At 70.8% G+C, this 14,636-nt stretch carries 13 protein-coding genes; 10 read left to right on the plus strand and 3 right to left on the minus strand.

All coding sequences use genetic code 11. The features are described 5' to 3' along the window. Window positions 1–2: 2 nt before the first annotated feature. The 6 genes from ABZT04_RS32955 to ABZT04_RS32980 all read left to right on the plus strand — a co-directional run bounded on the left by ABZT04_RS32955 (window position 3) and on the right by ABZT04_RS32980 (window position 9,585). Window positions 3–554, plus strand: coding sequence for a type 1 glutamine amidotransferase domain-containing protein (locus tag ABZT04_RS32955; protein WP_356060701.1), 552 nt, complete (start codon window positions 3–5; stop codon window positions 552–554). A gap of 120 nt (window positions 555–674) precedes the next feature. After that, complete coding sequence (locus ABZT04_RS32960) at window positions 675–3,749, plus strand: FAD-linked oxidase C-terminal domain-containing protein (protein ID WP_356060703.1); 3,075 nt, start codon at window positions 675–677, stop codon at window positions 3,747–3,749. Window positions 3,750–3,760: 11 nt separating this feature from the next. Continuing rightward, entirely contained in the window at window positions 3,761–5,593 is a 1,833-nt protein-coding gene (locus ABZT04_RS32965) for a thiamine pyrophosphate-requiring protein (protein WP_356060705.1), read from the plus strand. Next, entirely contained in the window at window positions 5,590–6,717 is a 1,128-nt protein-coding gene (locus ABZT04_RS32970; RefSeq protein ID WP_356060707.1) for an enolase C-terminal domain-like protein, read from the plus strand. The genes ABZT04_RS32965 and ABZT04_RS32970 overlap by 4 nt, the downstream gene beginning before the upstream one ends. 23 nt (window positions 6,718–6,740) lie before the next feature. Then, window positions 6,741–8,534, plus strand: coding sequence for a glycoside hydrolase family 15 protein (locus tag ABZT04_RS32975; RefSeq protein WP_356060709.1), 1,794 nt, complete (start codon window positions 6,741–6,743; stop codon window positions 8,532–8,534). A gap of 37 nt (window positions 8,535–8,571) precedes the next feature. Then, window positions 8,572–9,585: an SDR family oxidoreductase gene (locus ABZT04_RS32980; RefSeq protein ID WP_356060711.1), complete on the plus strand. Its 1,014-nt coding sequence runs from the start codon at window positions 8,572–8,574 to the stop codon at window positions 9,583–9,585. A gap of 8 nt (window positions 9,586–9,593) precedes the next feature. Here ABZT04_RS32980 and ABZT04_RS32985 read toward each other — a convergent pair whose 3' ends face one another. Next, window positions 9,594–10,082, minus strand: coding sequence for a flavin reductase family protein (locus tag ABZT04_RS32985; RefSeq protein WP_356060713.1), 489 nt, complete (start codon window positions 10,080–10,082; stop codon window positions 9,594–9,596). A 93-nt stretch (window positions 10,083–10,175) separates the two neighbouring features. On the opposite strand from ABZT04_RS32985, the gene ABZT04_RS32990 reads away from it, so the two are divergent. From ABZT04_RS32990 to ABZT04_RS33005, 4 genes are all read left to right on the plus strand, one after another. Next, window positions 10,176–11,330, plus strand: coding sequence for an AI-2E family transporter (locus ABZT04_RS32990; protein ID WP_356060715.1), 1,155 nt, complete (start codon window positions 10,176–10,178; stop codon window positions 11,328–11,330). A gap of 113 nt (window positions 11,331–11,443) precedes the next feature. Next, window positions 11,444–11,788: a hypothetical protein gene (locus tag ABZT04_RS32995; RefSeq protein ID WP_356060717.1), complete on the plus strand. Its 345-nt coding sequence runs from the start codon at window positions 11,444–11,446 to the stop codon at window positions 11,786–11,788. 44 nt (window positions 11,789–11,832) lie between these two features. Continuing rightward, complete coding sequence (locus ABZT04_RS33000) at window positions 11,833–12,798, plus strand: LLM class F420-dependent oxidoreductase (protein ID WP_356060831.1); 966 nt, start codon at window positions 11,833–11,835, stop codon at window positions 12,796–12,798. Between the two features lie 19 nt (window positions 12,799–12,817). Then, complete coding sequence (locus ABZT04_RS33005) at window positions 12,818–13,492, plus strand: HAD family hydrolase (protein ID WP_356060719.1); 675 nt, start codon at window positions 12,818–12,820, stop codon at window positions 13,490–13,492. Window positions 13,493–13,593: 101 nt separating this feature from the next. Here ABZT04_RS33005 and ABZT04_RS33010 read toward each other — a convergent pair whose 3' ends face one another. Further along, window positions 13,594–13,959 (minus strand): hypothetical protein, encoded by a 366-nt coding sequence (locus ABZT04_RS33010; RefSeq protein WP_356060721.1) that lies wholly within the window; start codon window positions 13,957–13,959, stop codon window positions 13,594–13,596. After that, window positions 13,959–14,606, minus strand: a complete 648-nt coding sequence (locus ABZT04_RS33015) for a maleylpyruvate isomerase family mycothiol-dependent enzyme (protein ID WP_356060723.1) — start codon at window positions 14,604–14,606, stop codon at window positions 13,959–13,961. The genes ABZT04_RS33010 and ABZT04_RS33015 overlap by 1 nt, the downstream gene beginning before the upstream one ends. Window positions 14,607–14,636: the final 30 nt, after the last annotated feature.

Raw genomic sequence — 14,636 nt, forward strand, 5'->3', positions numbered from 1 at the left:
CCATGCGTATCGCATTCCTGATGGCGCCCGAGGGCGTCGAGCAGATCGAGCTGACCGACCCGTGGCAGGCGGTCACCGACCAGGGCCACGAACCGGTCCTCGTCTCGACGGAACCGGGTCAGATCCAGGCGTTCAACCATCTCGACAAGGCGGACGTGTTCCCGGTGCAGGCGACGGTGCGCGAGGCGTCGGCCGAGACCTTCGACGGGCTCGTCCTCCCGGGCGGGGTCGCCAACCCCGACCTGCTGCGCACCGACGAGGACGCCGTGTCGTTCGTGCGTGCCTTCTTCGACCTGGGCCGCCCGGTCGCCGCGATCTGTCACGCACCGTGGACGCTGGTCGAGGCGGGCGTGGTGGAGGGCCGCACGCTGACCTCCTGGCCGAGTCTGCGCACGGACATCAGCAACGCGGGTGGCACCTGGGTCGACGAGCAGGTCCGCGTCTGCGACCAGGGGCCGAACACGCTGGTCACCAGCCGTAAGCCCGATGACCTGAAGGCGTTCCGCGAGACCCTCCTCACCGAGTTCGCCAAGGCCCGGAAGGACTTCCGGTGACCGACAGTCACCGAGTACGGGCACCCGGATGGGGACGTTAGCCATCTAGATCACCGGGAACCCGTCCTGGTGCATCCGTACGGCCCTTCGCGTCGGGGCCCTCGCAGAGGGGATTCAGTGGTGGTCCAGGCAGGTGGAGTCGAGACGGCGCTGGACGTACGTGCCCTGGAGCAGGCGCTCCGCGAGCGGGTCGACGGCGAGGTGCGGTTCGACAACGGCAGCCGGGGCGCCTACGCGACGGACGGATCCAACTACCGACAGGTACCGATCGGGGTCGTCGTCCCGCGCACCGTCGACGCCGGTGCCGCCGCCGTGGCGGTGTGCGCCGACTTCGGCGCCCCGGTGCTCTCCCGGGGCGGCGGGACCAGCCTGGGCGGACAGTGCACCAACACCGCCGTGGTCATCGACTGGACGAAGTACTGCCACCAGGTCCTGTCGATCGACGCCGAGCAGCGCACCTGCGTGGTCGAGCCGGGCATCGTACTCGACGAACTCAACCGCCAACTCGCCGACCACAAGCTCCAGTTCGGCCCCAAGCCGTCCACCCACAGCCACTGCTCGCTGGGCGGCATGATCGGCAACAACTCGTGCGGCGGTTCCGCCCAGGCCTACGGCAAGACCGTGGACAACGTCCGCCGTCTGGAGATCCTCACCTACGACGGCACCCGCTGCTGGGTCGGCCCCACCTCCGACGAGGAGTACGCGGAGATCATCGCGGCGGGCGGCCGGCGCGCCGAGATCCATCAGGGGCTGCGCGAGATCATCGACCGCAACCTGGCGGACGTACGGCGCGGATTCCCCCGTATCCCGCGCCGCGTCTCCGGATACAACCTGGACTCGCTGCTGCCCGAGAACGGATTCGACGTGGCCCGGGCGCTCGTCGGCAGCGAGGGCACCCTCGTCACCGTCCTGCGCGCCGAACTCGACCTGGTCCCGCTGCCGCCGAACGAAGCCCTGCTCGTCCTCGGCTACGACGACATCTGCGCGGCCGCCGACGACGTGCCCCGGCTGCTGAAGCACAGCAGGCCGACCCAACTGGAGGCGCTCGACGGGCGGATGGCCCAGTTGATGCGCGAGGAGGGCGCCTATCTCGACTCGCTGCACGAGCTTCCGGACGGCGAGAGCTGGCTGCTCGTCCAGTTCACCGGGGACAGTCAGGACGAAGTCGACGAGCAGGCCCACCAGTTGATCCGGGCCCTCGGACGCGACGCGGACGATCCCACGGTGGTCTTCTCCGACGACCCGGCGCGCGAACACAAGATGCTCAAGGCACGCGAGGCCGGTCTCGGGGTCACCGCACGGCCGCCCGACGGCCGGGAGACCTGGGAGGGCTGGGAGGACTCGGCCGTGGCACCCGAGGTGCTCGGCGACTACCTGCGCGACCTGAAGAAGCTCTTCACCGAATTCGGCTACGACCACCCTTCCCTGTACGGGCACTTCGGACAGGGCTGCGTCCACACCCGCATCCCCTTCGAGCTGACCACCGCCGAAGGCGTCGCGCACTTCCGTGAGTTCCTCCTGAGGGCCGCCGACCTGGTGGCCTCCTACGGCGGTTCGCTCTCCGGCGAGCACGGCGACGGGCAGGCCCGCGGCGAACTGCTGCCGCGCATGTTCGGGAAGGAACTGGTGACCGCCTTCGGGCAGATGAAGGCCCTGTTCGACCCCGACAACCGGATGAACCCCGGCAAGGTCGTCGACCCGTACCGCGTGGACGAGAACCTGCGCCTTGGTCCCCTGTGGCGGCCGGACAGCCACGACACGCACTTCAGCTACCCGGACGACGACCACTCCTTCGACCGGGCGGTGCTGCGCTGCGTCGGCATCGGCAACTGCCGTACGCACGAAGGCGGTGTGATGTGCCCGTCCTACCGGGCGACCGGCGAGGAGGAGCACTCCACGCGCGGCCGGGCCCGGCTGCTGTTCGAGATGCTCGACGGACACGCCGACTCCGCGATCACCGACGGCTGGCGCTCGACCGAGGTCCGCGACGCCCTCGACCTCTGCCTCGCCTGCAAGGGCTGCAAGTCCGACTGCCCGGTCGGGGTCGACATGGCGACCTACAAGGCCGAGTTCCTGTCCCACCACTACGAGGGACGACTGCGGCCCGCGGCCCACTACTCCATGGGCTGGCTGCCGGTGTGGGCGCGACTGTCCCGGCTGGCACCGCGCCTGGTCAACGCCGCGCTCGCCGCACCCGGCATCGCGAACCTCGGCAAGCGCCTCGCGGGCGTGGCCGTGGAGCGCGACGCGCCGGTCTTCGCCGAGGAGTCCTTCGTCGAGTGGTGGCGGGCGCGGGGGAGCGGCGAACCCGATCCGGGCGACCCGCGCACCGTCCTGCTCTGGCCGGACACGTTCAGCACCTACTTCCACCCGGATGTCGCGAAGTCCGCGGTCCGGGTCCTGGAGGACGCCGGGTTCAACGTCGCCGTCCCCACCAACCCCGTCTGCTGCGGCCTCACCTGGATCTCCACCGGCCAACTCACCACCGCCGAACGCGTGTTGCGCCGCACGCTCGATGTACTGCGACCCTGGCTGGAGGCCGGTACACCCGTCGTCGGACTCGAACCGTCCTGCACGGCCGTCTTCCGCGCAGACGCCCCCGAGCTGCTGCCGGACGACGAGGATGTCCGGCGCCTGGCGGGGCAGTTCAGGACCTTCGCCGAGCAACTCCTCAACCACGCCCCCGAAGGCTGGCAACCCCCATCGCTCACCAGGACCGCGACCGTGCAGACGCACTGCCACCAGCACGCGGTGACGAAGGACGACGCCGACCGCGAACTGATGCGCCGCGCCGGGATCGACGCCGATGTCCTGGACGCCGGCTGCTGCGGTCTGGCCGGCAACTTCGGCTTCGAACAAGGGCATTACGACCTCTCCATGACCGTGGCCGAGCAGGGGGTGCTGCCCGCCGTGCGGGAGACCGCCCCCGGCGCGCTGGTCCTCGCCGACGGCTTCAGTTGCCGTACGCAGATCGAACAGGGCGACACCGGCCGTCGCGCCCTGCACCTCGCGGAGGCCCTGGCGCTCGCCCTCGACGGTCAGCACCTGCCCGCCGACCACCCCGAGAAGCTCGCCGCCCGGCCCGAGCGCTCCGCCCGTGACGGCCGTCTGCTGACGGCGGGCGCAGCGGCCACCGTCCTCGGAGCGGCGGCGGCCGGAACCCACTGGATCCGCAACCGGCGATCAACGCGATGAAAGGAACTCCTGTGTCCACCAAGGTGTCCGACTACGTTCTCCAGCGGTTGCGCGAGTGGGATGTGGACCATGTCTTCGCCTACGCGGGCGACGGCATCAACGGTCTGCTCGCCGCCTGGGGACGATCCGAGAACAAGCCGACGTTCGTCCAGTCCCGGCACGAGGAGATGTCCGCGTTCGAAGCCGTCGGCTACGCCAAGTTCTCCGGCAAGGTCGGCGTCTGCGCCGCCACCTCCGGCCCCGGCGCCATCCACCTCCTCAACGGCCTCTACGACGCCAAACTCGACCACGTCCCCGTCGTCGCCATCGTCGGCCAGACCAACCGCAGCGCCATGGGCGGCAGTTATCAGCAAGAGGTCGACCTCCTCAGCCTCTACAAGGACGTCGCCTCCGAATACTGCGAAATGGTCACCGTCCCCGAACAACTGCCCAACGTCCTGGACCGGGCGCTGCGCACCGCCTACGCCAAACGCACCGTCACCGCGGTCATCATCCCCGCCGACGTCCAGGAACTGGACTACTCAGCCCCCACCCACGCCTTCAAGATGGTGCCCTCCAGTCTCGGTCTGACGCACTCCGCTCCGGTCCCGGCCGCGTCCGATCTCGCCCGTGCCGTCGAGGTGTTGGACGCCGGCGAGAAGGTCGCGATCCTGGTCGGACAGGGTGCGCGCGGTGCCCGGGCCGAGGTCGAGGAGATCGCCGACGTGCTCGGCGCCGGCGTGGCCAAGGCCCTGCTGGGCAAGGACGCGCTGCCGGACGATCTGCCGTACGTGACCGGATCGATCGGCCTGCTCGGCACCCGTCCCTCCTACGAGCTGATGCAGGACTGCGACACCCTGCTCGTCATCGGTTCGAGCTTCCCGTACACCCAGTTCCTGCCGGAGTTCGGTCAGGCGCGGGCCGTGCAGATCGACATCGATCCGTTCATGATCGGGCTGCGCTATCCCTTCGAGGTCAATCTCGTCGGCGACGCGAAGGAGACGCTCAAGGCCCTGCTGCCGCAGCTCAAGCGGAAGCAGCACGGCAAGTGGCGCAAGAAGATCGAGAAGGACACGGCGCGCTGGTGGGAGGTCATGGAGCGGCGCGCGGCCGTGGACGCGGACCCGATCAACCCCGAGTACGTCGTGCACGCCCTCGACGCCCTGCTGCCGGACGACGTGATCCTGGCCGCCGACTCCGGCTCCGCCGCCAACTGGTACGCCCGGCACCTGCGGATGCGCGGGAACATGCGCGGCTCGCTGTCCGGCACCCTTGCGACCATGGGGCCCGGCGTGCCGTACGTCATCGGCGCCAAGTTCGCCCACCCCGGTCGCCCCGCGCTGGCCATCGTGGGTGACGGTGCCATGCAGATGAACGGCATGGCCGAACTCATCACCGCCGCGAAGTACTGGCCCGACTGGGAGGACCCGCGGCTGATCATCGCCGTCCTCAACAACCAGGACCTCAACCAGGTGACCTGGGAGATGCGCGCCATGGAGGGCGCCCCCCAGTTCCTGCCCTCCCAGTCGATCCCGGACGTGCCCTACGCCGACTTCGCCCGCTCGATCGGCCTCGGCGGGGTGCGGGTGGAGAAGCCCGGGGAGGTGGCCGACGCCTGGCAGCGGGCGCTCGGCGCCGACCGGCCGTTCGTCATCGACTTCCGGACCGACCCGGCCGTACCGCCGATCCCGCCGCACGCGAGCCTCGACCAGATCGAGGCCGCCGCGTCCTCCGTCCTCAAGGGCGACAGCGACCGGGTCGGCATGATCCGGCAGGGGCTGAAGGCCAAGGTGCAGGAGATGCTCCCCGGCGGAAAGCAGCGCGAGGACAAGCTCGACGCGGGGGAGGGCCGGGAGAACCGATGACCCCGCCCACCGCAGGGGGAAGCGAGCCGCTCGTCGACGGCGTCGAGACCGCCGTGTACACGGTCCCCACCGACGCGCCCGAGGCCGACGGCACGCTGACCTGGGACTCGACCACCATGGTCGTGGTCCAGGTCCGGGCGGGCGATGTCACCGGCCTCGGCTACACGTACGGCGCGGCGGCGACCGCCCAGGTCGTCGCGGAGCAACTCGCCGACGCCGTCACCGGGTTGAGCGCCTGGGACATCCCCGCCGCCAACGAGGCGATGACCAGGACGGTCCGCAACGCGGGCCGGCCCGGTCTCGTCGCCGGCGCGATCTCGGCCGTCGACATCGCCCTGTGGGACCTGAAGGCCCGCCTCCTCGACCTGCCCCTGACCCGGCTGCTCGGCGCGAGCCGCGCCGACGTGCCCGTGTACGGCAGCGGCGGCTTCACGACCTACGACCGGCACCAACTGGATCGTCAACTGCGCCGCTGGACCGAGGAACAGGGCATCCCCCGAGTGAAGATCAAGATCGGGGAGTCCTGGGGCCGGGCCGAGCGACGGGACCGCGAACGCATCGCCCAGGCCCGCCACACCATCGGCGGCACCTCGGAGCTGTACGTCGACGCGAACGGCGGCTACGGCCGCAAACAGGCGATCCGGATGGCCCGCCACCTCGACGAGCACGGGGTGACCTGGTTCGAGGAGCCGGTCTCCTCGGACGACCCGGCCGGGCTGGCAGAGATCCGCGCCGCCGTCGCCCCGGAGGTGACCGCCGGGGAGTACGGCTACACCCTCGCCTACTTCGGTCAGATGCTCGGCGCCCGAGCCGTGGACTGCCTCCAGGCGGACGTCACCCGCTGCGGCGGCATCACCGTCTGGCTCCGCGCGGCAGCCCTCGCTGAGGCCGCCGGACTGGAACTCTCCGGGCACTGCGCCCCGCACGTCCACGCCCACGCGGCGGCCGCGATCCCCAACCTCCGCCATCTGGAGTGGTTCCACGACCACACCCGCATCGAGGACCTCTTCTTCGACGGCACCCTCGACCCCCAGGGCGGCAGCGTCCGCCCGGGCGCCGACGGCGCCCCCGGCCATGGCCTGACCCTCCGCACCGACCGTGCGGAGAAGTACCGCACCGGATAGGCCGGGACAGGAAGGGAGTTGGGATGAACAAGCCGCACACGCGGGAGATCGACGAGCACGACGCCTACCCGCCCCAGGCGTTGCACGACTACGCCTTCCTCGCCGACGGCGAACGCGGGGCGCTGGTCGGCCCGCGCGGCGAGATCGGCTGGCTGTGCGCACCCCGCTGGCACAGCGGCGCGGTCTTCTCCGCCCTCATCGGCGGAGCCGGTCTCTACGCCGTCACACCGAGGGGCCGTTTCGTACCCGGCGGACACTACGAGGAGGGCTCCCTCGTCTGGCGCGGCCGCTGGGTCACCGAGGACGGGATCGTGGAGTGCCGGGACGCGCTGGCGTATCCGGGCGAACGGGACCGGCTCGTCCTGCTGCGGCGCGTGTGGGCGACCGAGGCACCGGCCCGGGTCCGGGTGGTCCTGCACCCGCTCGCCGAGTACGGTACCCAGCCCCTGCGCGAGGCGCACCGCGACGACGAGGGTGTATGGACCGCGCGGATCGGGGACCTGTACCTGCGCTGGACAGGCGGCGGCGACGCCTCGCTCACCGAATCCCCCTCCACGGGCGGGCAGTTCACCCTCGACCTGGCCCTGGACGCCGGACAGCGGCACGACCTGGTCCTCGAACTCGGCGAGTCCCCGCTGTCCGACGTCCCCCTTCCCGTCGCGTCAACGGCGTGGACGCGGACCGAACGCGCCTGGTCGGACGCCGTACCCGCACTCGACGACACCGTCGCCGTCCGCGACGCCCGGCAGGCGTACGCCGTACTGCGCGGAATGACGAGCGCGACCGGAGGCATGGTGGCCGCGGCGACGACCAGTCTCCCCGAGCGTGCCGAGGAAGGACGCAACTACGACTACCGCTACGCCTGGATCCGCGACCAGTGTTTCGCGGGCCAAGCCGTGGCCGCGGCCGGTCAACTCCCCTTGCTGGACGAGGCAGTTCAGTTCGTGGGCGCCCGGCTGCACGAGGACGGGCCGAAACTGAGACCGGCGTACACGGTCGACGGCGGGCCCGTGCCCGATCAGCGCACGCTCCAACTTCCGGGCTATCCCGGCGGCTTCGACCGGATCGGCAACCAGGCCAACCGTCAGTTCCAACTCGATGTGTTCGGCGAGGCCTTGCTGCTGTTCTCGGCCGCCGCGCGACAGGACCGGCTCGACCGGGACGCGCTCCGGGCCGCCGAGATCGCGGTGTCCGCCATCGCGGCCCGCTGGAGCGAACCGGACGCGGGGATCTGGGAGTTGGACGAACGGGCCTGGACCCACAGCCGCCTGATCTGCGTCGCGGGACTGCGCCGGATCGCCCACGTGGCTCCCGACGCGGCCCGTAGGCGTGAGTGGACCGAGCTGTCCGACACGATCCTCACGCACACCGCGGCCCACGCGACGCACCCCGACGGACACTGGCAACGAGCCCCGGACGACACCGGGTTGGACGCGGCCCTGCTGCTGCCCCCGGTACGGGGACTGCTCCCGGCCGACGACCGGCGCACCCGCGCCACCCTCCGCGCCTACACCGAGAACCTCACGCAGGACTACTGCGCCTACCGCTTCCGGCACGACGAACGCCCACTGGAGGAGGCCGAAGGAGCCTTCCTGCTCTGCGGGTTCGTGACGGCACTGGCCGAACACCAGCAGGGACGGGAAGTCGAGGCCTTCCGCTGGTTCGAACGCAACCGGCAGGCGTGCGGTGCGGCGGGCCTGTACTCCGAGGAGTACGACATCGCCCAACGGCAGTTGCGCGGCAACCTTCCGCAGGCCTTCGTCCACGCCCTCCTGCTCGAGACCGCCGCCACGCTCGCGCGGGACACCCCTGGCTGAGGGCCCTTTCCCACCCTCCGAGACGAACAGGACGAGCATGAACCAGCAGACCGTTGTCATCACCGGCGCCAGCGCCGGAATCGGCCGGGCGACCGCACGGCTCTTCGCCGAGCGAGGAGCGAACGTCGTCCTCCTCGCACGCGGCAAGGCGGGACTCGACGCCGCGGTCGCCGATGTCGAGGACAGGGGCGGCCACGCCCTCGCCGTGCCCACCGACGTGGCCGACCCGACACAGGTCGAGGCCGCGGCCGTCGCCGCCGAGGAGGCCTTCGGGCCGATCGACGTCTGGGTCAACAACGCCTTCACCTCGGTGTTCGCGCCGTTCATGGAGATCGAGCCCGCCGAGTACGAACGGGTCACCGCGGTGAGCTACCTGGGTTTCGTGAACGGCACGCGGGCCGCGCTCCGGCGCATGATCCCCCGGGACACCGGCGTTGTCGTGCAGGTCGGCTCGGCGCTGGGCGACCGGTCCATCCCGCTCCAGTCGGCCTACTGCGGTGCCAAGCACGCGGTCAACGGCTTCACGTCGAGCGTGCGCACCGAACTCATGCACCAGCACAGCCATGTGAACATCACCGTGGTGCAGATGCCGGCGGTCAACACCCCGCAGTTCTCCTGGGTGTTGTCCCGGCTCCCGAAGAACCCGCAGCCCGTACCGCCCATCTACCAGCCCGAGGTGGCCGCCCGGGCCGTGATCAACGCGGCGGACCATCCGCACCGCAAGCAGTACTACGTGGGCGCGTCCACCGCCGCGACAATCCTCGCCAACAAGGTCGCCCCCGGCCTGCTGGACCGCTACCTCGCGCGCACGGGCTACGACTCGCAGCAGACCGACGACGGCGAGTCGGGCGCCCGGCCGGCCAACCTCTGGCACCCGGCGGACGAAGGCCCGGAACACGACTACGGAGCCCACGGTTCCTTCGACGACAGGTCCCACCCCCGCTCGGTCGAGGCGGCACTCGCACGCCACCCCGGCCTCGCGCTGGGCGCCGCGACGGGCGCGGCCGCGGTCGCTCTCGGAGCGGTACTACGGCACCGGCGCGCGCGGTAGCCACCGGCTCAGTCCGCCGGATGACCCGGGGTGATGCCGAGGGCGTCGTCCAAGGTCAGCAGAGGTGTGTCGCTGCCCGCGCGCTTCTCCGCCGCCTCCGGCGCGAGCAGGAAACCGACGTGGTCGCCGCCGTCGACCCGGTTCTCCACGCGACCGACGAACCAGGCGGGAGCCTCGTCGAGGATCGGTGACCCGCCAGGCCCAGGATGCCAGGTGACCTGCGCGAACTTGTCGGTACGGTCGCCGGTCTCCCCGCCGAAGAGCTGGGCCAGATGGTCCTGGTCACGGCGGAGCAGATGGACCGCGAGCCGCTCGGCGCGCCCCGCCACCCGGTACGTCCGGTTGGCCTTGGACAGCCACACCATGAACCGGGCGGGCCGGATCGAGCACTGCGAGGCGAATCCGACCAGACAGCCGGATCTCTCTCCGCCGGCCTCGGCGGTCACGACGTACATCGGGTAGTCGAGCAGGTCGGTGAAGGGGTCGAGATCGATCACGCTGAGTGACTCCCGCCGGAAGAGATCGATGCCATACGAGCGAAGTGCGTGGGTACCCGGGAACGGTGCCACCAACCCGTGAGAGGCGTCGCGATGTCTGCGCAGTCCGAGCCCGAGTCCGCTCGGGAGGAGCACGACGCGCCGGAGAAGGCCGGCGTGAACGGCGCGGCGCCCGGCTCCGGGAACATCCTGGAGCCCGCGCGTCGAGAAGCACGCGGCGGACGCCGGCGGTCCTGGACGCGGGTGGGCTTCGCCCTGGGCCTGGGCGCCACCCTGGCGTGGCTCGCCGTACAGACCGTGCTGCGGGTCAGCTCGATGCTGACCCTGATCCTGTTGGCCGTGTTCATCGCCATCAGCCTGGAACCGCTCGTCGTGTGGTTCACCCGCCGGGGTCTAGGGCGCGGCTGGGCCGTCACGATCGTCCTCACGGGGTTCATCGTGGTACTCGGCGGCTTCCTGGCCCTGGTCATTCCGCCGGTGACCAAGGAGATCAGCTCACTGGTCGACGCGGTGCCCGGCTGGCTGGAGCAGCTCCACAACCACCAGTCGACGATCGGCCGCCTGGAGGACCGCTACCACGTGGTCGAGAAGGCCAGGCAGGAGATCGCTTCAGGAGGCAGCGCGAGCGGCCTCGCAGGGGGCGTCCTGGGCGCCGGCCAGATGGTCCTCAGCACCCTCACGTCCACGGCGATCGTGATCACGGTGACCCTGTACTGCATGGCGGCTCTGCCGACCATGAAACAGTTCTGCTACCGCTTCGTGGCCGCCAGCCGCCGTGAGCGCGTCGAGGGCTTGGCCGAAGAGGTCATGAACCGGATAGGCAAGTACATGCTCGGCAACCTCATCACCTCGGGGATCGCCGGAGCGGCCACCTTCGGCTGGTGCCTGGCAACGGGCGTCCCCTACGCCGCCGCGCTGGGCATCTTCACCGCGCTGATGGACCTGATCCCGATCGTCGGCTCCACCCTCGCCGGGATCGTCGTCAGCCTCGTCGCCCTCTCCGTGTCCTTGCCCATCGCGATCGCGACCGCCGTCTTCTACATCGTCTTCCGGGTGGCGGAGGACTACCTCATCGTGCCGAGGACCATGAAGTTCGCCGTCGACGTCCACCCGCTGGTCACCGTCCTCGCGGTACTGGTCGGCGGCGCGCTGCTGGGCATCATCGGCGCCCTCGTCGCCATCCCGGCGGCCGTCGCCATCGGCCTGGTCCTCGACGAGTACGTCTTCCCCAAGAAGGAAGGGAGCTGAGGGCCCCGGCACGTCTTCGTCCGCGTCAACATCGCCGTCCTGGGTACTCGCGCCCCAGATCGACTTCGTACGGGTTCACACGAACCAAGCCCCCACCCAGGAGAGAGCCCCTGATGGCCACTGTGTCCCTGACCGGAGCGTCCAGGGAGGACGCCGCCACCGTCTTCGGAGTGCTGCGGACGGCGTTCCCCGGCGACCGACCCCACGACGACGTGCCGCACGAGCAGCCGGGCGACCAATTCCCGGTGTGGACCGCGGAGTTCGAGCCGACACGGGAGCGCGTCCCGACCGACCCGAGGCCCCTCGCAGGCTCCGTCTCCGCCACACTCCAGGGCGGCTACCTGGCCGTGGACCAACTGTTCGAAGTCCTGAGCGCCACCTTCGCCGTCGACCACTGGGGGGCGGCGTCGGGAGACCAGGAGAAGGAGGTCGACCTGCGGCTCACCACCAGGCGGTGACGGAGGACCGTCCACACGCGACCCACGACGAGGAGATGAGCGACATGGCGAAGATCGGGTACACGATGATGACCGAGCAGACCGGTCCCCGGGAACTCGTCGACCACGTGGTCGGCGCCGAGCGGGCCGGCTTCGACTTCTCGGTCACGTCCGACCACTACTTCCCCTGGCTGGAGTCCCAGGGCCACGCCTCCTACGCGTGGAGCGTGCTCGGCGCGGCGGCGCAGGCCACCGAACGCATCCCCCTCATGACCTACGTGACCTGCCCGACGACCCGCTACCACCCTGCGGTCGTCGCCCAGAAGGCCGCCACACTGCAACTCCTCTCCGAAGGGCGCTTCCGCCTCGGCCTCGGCTCCGGGGAGAACCTCAACGAGCATGTGGTGGGCGGGGGTTGGCCCGCCGCGCACGTCCGCCTCGACATGCTGGAGGAGGCCGTGGACATCATCCGGTCCCTCTTCGCGGGCGAGAACGTCAACCATCACGGCGCCCACTTCGACGTGGAGAACGCCAAATTGTGGGATCTGCCCGACGAGGCCCCGCCGATCGGCGTCGCCGTCTCGGGCGACCGCTCCTGCGAACTCGCCGGTCATGCCGCCGATTTGATGATCGCCACCGAGCCCAAGCCGGAACTGATCTCTGCCTTCGACCACCACGGCGGCACGGGCAAGCCCAAGGTCGGCCAACTGCCGATCAGTTACGACACCGACCGCGACGCGGCCATCGCCCGCGCCCACGACCAGTTCCGCTGGTTCGGCGGCGGCTGGCCGGTCAACTCCGAACTCCCGGGGCCCGCCGCGTTCGAGGCCGCCACCCAGTTCGTACGGCCCGAGGACGTGGCCGAGTCCATCCCCTGCGGCGACGACGTACAGGCGGTCGTAGAGGCCGTACGCCCCTACGTCGACGCGGGGTTCACCGAGGTGGCCCTCGTCCAGATCGGCGGCGACCAGCAGGAACCGTACCTGGAGTGGGCGGAACAGAAGCTGCTCCCCGCCCTCCGGGAACTGTGAGAGGGCGAGGACACCCGTCATGGCCACGAAACGCGCCGCGATCTTCGACGTCGACGGAACACTCGTCGACACCAACCACCTGCACGTCGTCACCTGGTGGGAGGCGTTCCGGCAGGCGGGCCACCACGTCCCCATGCGGGACATCCACCGCGCGGTGGGCCTCAGCGGCGACGACCTGCTGGACCACCTGCTCGGCGACGACGACCGCGATCCCGACGAGGACGAGCAACTCGCCGCGGCCCACCACGCCCTCTACGCCACGTACTTCGAGCGGCTCCCGGCGCTGGACGCGGCCGGCGACCTGCTGCGCGCCCTGGCCGGGCGGGGCTGGGAGATCGTCCTGGCGACCTCGGCGAGCGGCGCGGAGCTCTCCGCGCTACGGCGAGCCATCGACGCGGACGACGTGATCGGCCAAGCCGCCAGCGCCGACGACGTCACGCACGGCAAACCCGCCCCCGATCCAGTCCACCAGGCCCGGGAGCTCGTCGGCGTACCGAGCGAACGAGCCGTGTTCGTCGGCGACACCGTCTGGGACATGAAGGCTGGCGTACGGGACGGAGTGGTCCCGGTGGCGGTCCTGTCCGGCGGAATCCCACGCGCCGACCTGGAACACGCGGGCGCCCACGCGGTGTACCGGGACCCCGCCGACCTGTTGAGGCACTTGGACTCCAGCGTCTTCGCCGAGATGGAGTGAGGTACCGGCTCGCTACGGGCGGGCCGACCCACGGCCGCGGTGGCCACCGTCCCCCTGTGTACGGTGGCCACCGCGCGCGTGGTGATGTGGTCGGTGTGGCGTCAGGCGTGCTCGGCCTTGCTTGGGCGGGCGGCGGGTGACAGCGCGGGCGCCAGCATGGTTACGGCGATGATGGCGCCGGCGATGAGGACTGCCACGACGATCCGGGCCCAGTTGGGCGCGTCCGAGGTGAAGAACACCGGGATGCCGAGGAGGGCCGAGACCACCCGCGAGCCGAGGACGACCCGCAGGGCGCGGATGTCGCCCCGGTCGGCGGGCCGGTAGGCCGCCAGGGTGACCCCACCCAGCACCGCGCCGGTGATGGCGACGCCGGGCGGCGGCCCGGGATGCTGCCGGAGGCCGATGATGCCGACCAGGTCGACTATGGCGAGAACCGCGCAGAGGGTCATCCCTATGGTGCGACGCATCAGGTGCTCCGTTTCTCGTGCGAGGACTTGAGCCGGTCGGCGCCGTCGCCTCGCAGAGCGTGCAGACAGGCGGTGCGTCCGGTCGAGAGCAGCAGCAGGGCCAGGGCGGGCCCCGCGATCTCCGGCCCGTCGCCCACCGCCCAGTCGGTGTCGGTCGCCCGGAGGGCGAAGCCGCCAAGGCGGCGCTCGGCGTGGAACGGCCAGCCCATCGCCCAGACCCGCCGCAGTGCCTCCCGGCTGTGTTCGGCCGGGACGGGGAGCTGTCGAGCGAGCGGGAGGGCGATGTCCTGGCTGTGGACGATCGCGTCGAACAGCGCGTTGCGGGTGTCCAGCGCCTTCGCCGTGCGTCGGGTGCCGGCGTGACCGCGGATGGCGGCGACCAGGTCGGCGGGATCACGGGAGCCGTGCCGGCGGGCCAGCACGGTGTTGATCCGGTCGGGGCTGAACCGTGCGCGCGGTGCGACCGCGAGCATGTCCCAGGTGGTGATGATGGGCACCAGCGCGAGGTGTCCGGCGACGTCCCGCACCCGCCATCCCCGGCACAGCGACTCCTGCTCCCATTCGGCGGGGGTGAGTTCCTCCAGCAGGTCGGCGATCCGCAGACGGGTCGCGCGGACAGCGGACCAGTAAGGGTCAGAGTCGCCCATAACAGCCTCCAAAAGTCCGAACCTCGGACC

It is taken from the genome of Streptomyces sp. NPDC005492 (assembly GCF_040605995.1).
Classification (GTDB): domain Bacteria; phylum Actinomycetota; class Actinomycetes; order Streptomycetales; family Streptomycetaceae; genus Streptomyces.

Bases quoted from the DNA above. Each gene is read 5' to 3' on its own strand.
- ABZT04_RS32955 (WP_356060701.1), top strand. From the start codon at position 3: ATGCGTATCGCATTCCTGATGGCGCCCGAGGGCGTCGAGCAGATCGAG.
- ABZT04_RS32970 (WP_356060707.1), top strand. From the start codon at position 5,590: ATGACCCCGCCCACCGCAGGGGGAAGCGAGCCGCTCGTCGACGGCGTC.
- ABZT04_RS32975 (WP_356060709.1), top strand. From the start codon at position 6,741: ATGAACAAGCCGCACACGCGGGAGATCGACGAGCACGACGCCTACCCG.
- ABZT04_RS32980 (WP_356060711.1), top strand. From the start codon at position 8,572: ATGAACCAGCAGACCGTTGTCATCACCGGCGCCAGCGCCGGAATCGGC.
- ABZT04_RS32990 (WP_356060715.1), top strand. From the start codon at position 10,176: ATGTCTGCGCAGTCCGAGCCCGAGTCCGCTCGGGAGGAGCACGACGCG.
- ABZT04_RS32995 (WP_356060717.1), top strand. From the start codon at position 11,444: ATGGCCACTGTGTCCCTGACCGGAGCGTCCAGGGAGGACGCCGCCACC.
- ABZT04_RS33000 (WP_356060831.1), top strand. From the start codon at position 11,833: ATGGCGAAGATCGGGTACACGATGATGACCGAGCAGACCGGTCCCCGG.
- ABZT04_RS33005 (WP_356060719.1), top strand. From the start codon at position 12,818: ATGGCCACGAAACGCGCCGCGATCTTCGACGTCGACGGAACACTCGTC.
- ABZT04_RS33010 (WP_356060721.1), bottom strand. From the start codon at position 13,959: ATGCGTCGCACCATAGGGATGACCCTCTGCGCGGTTCTCGCCATAGTC.
- ABZT04_RS33015 (WP_356060723.1), bottom strand. From the start codon at position 14,606: ATGGGCGACTCTGACCCTTACTGGTCCGCTGTCCGCGCGACCCGTCTG.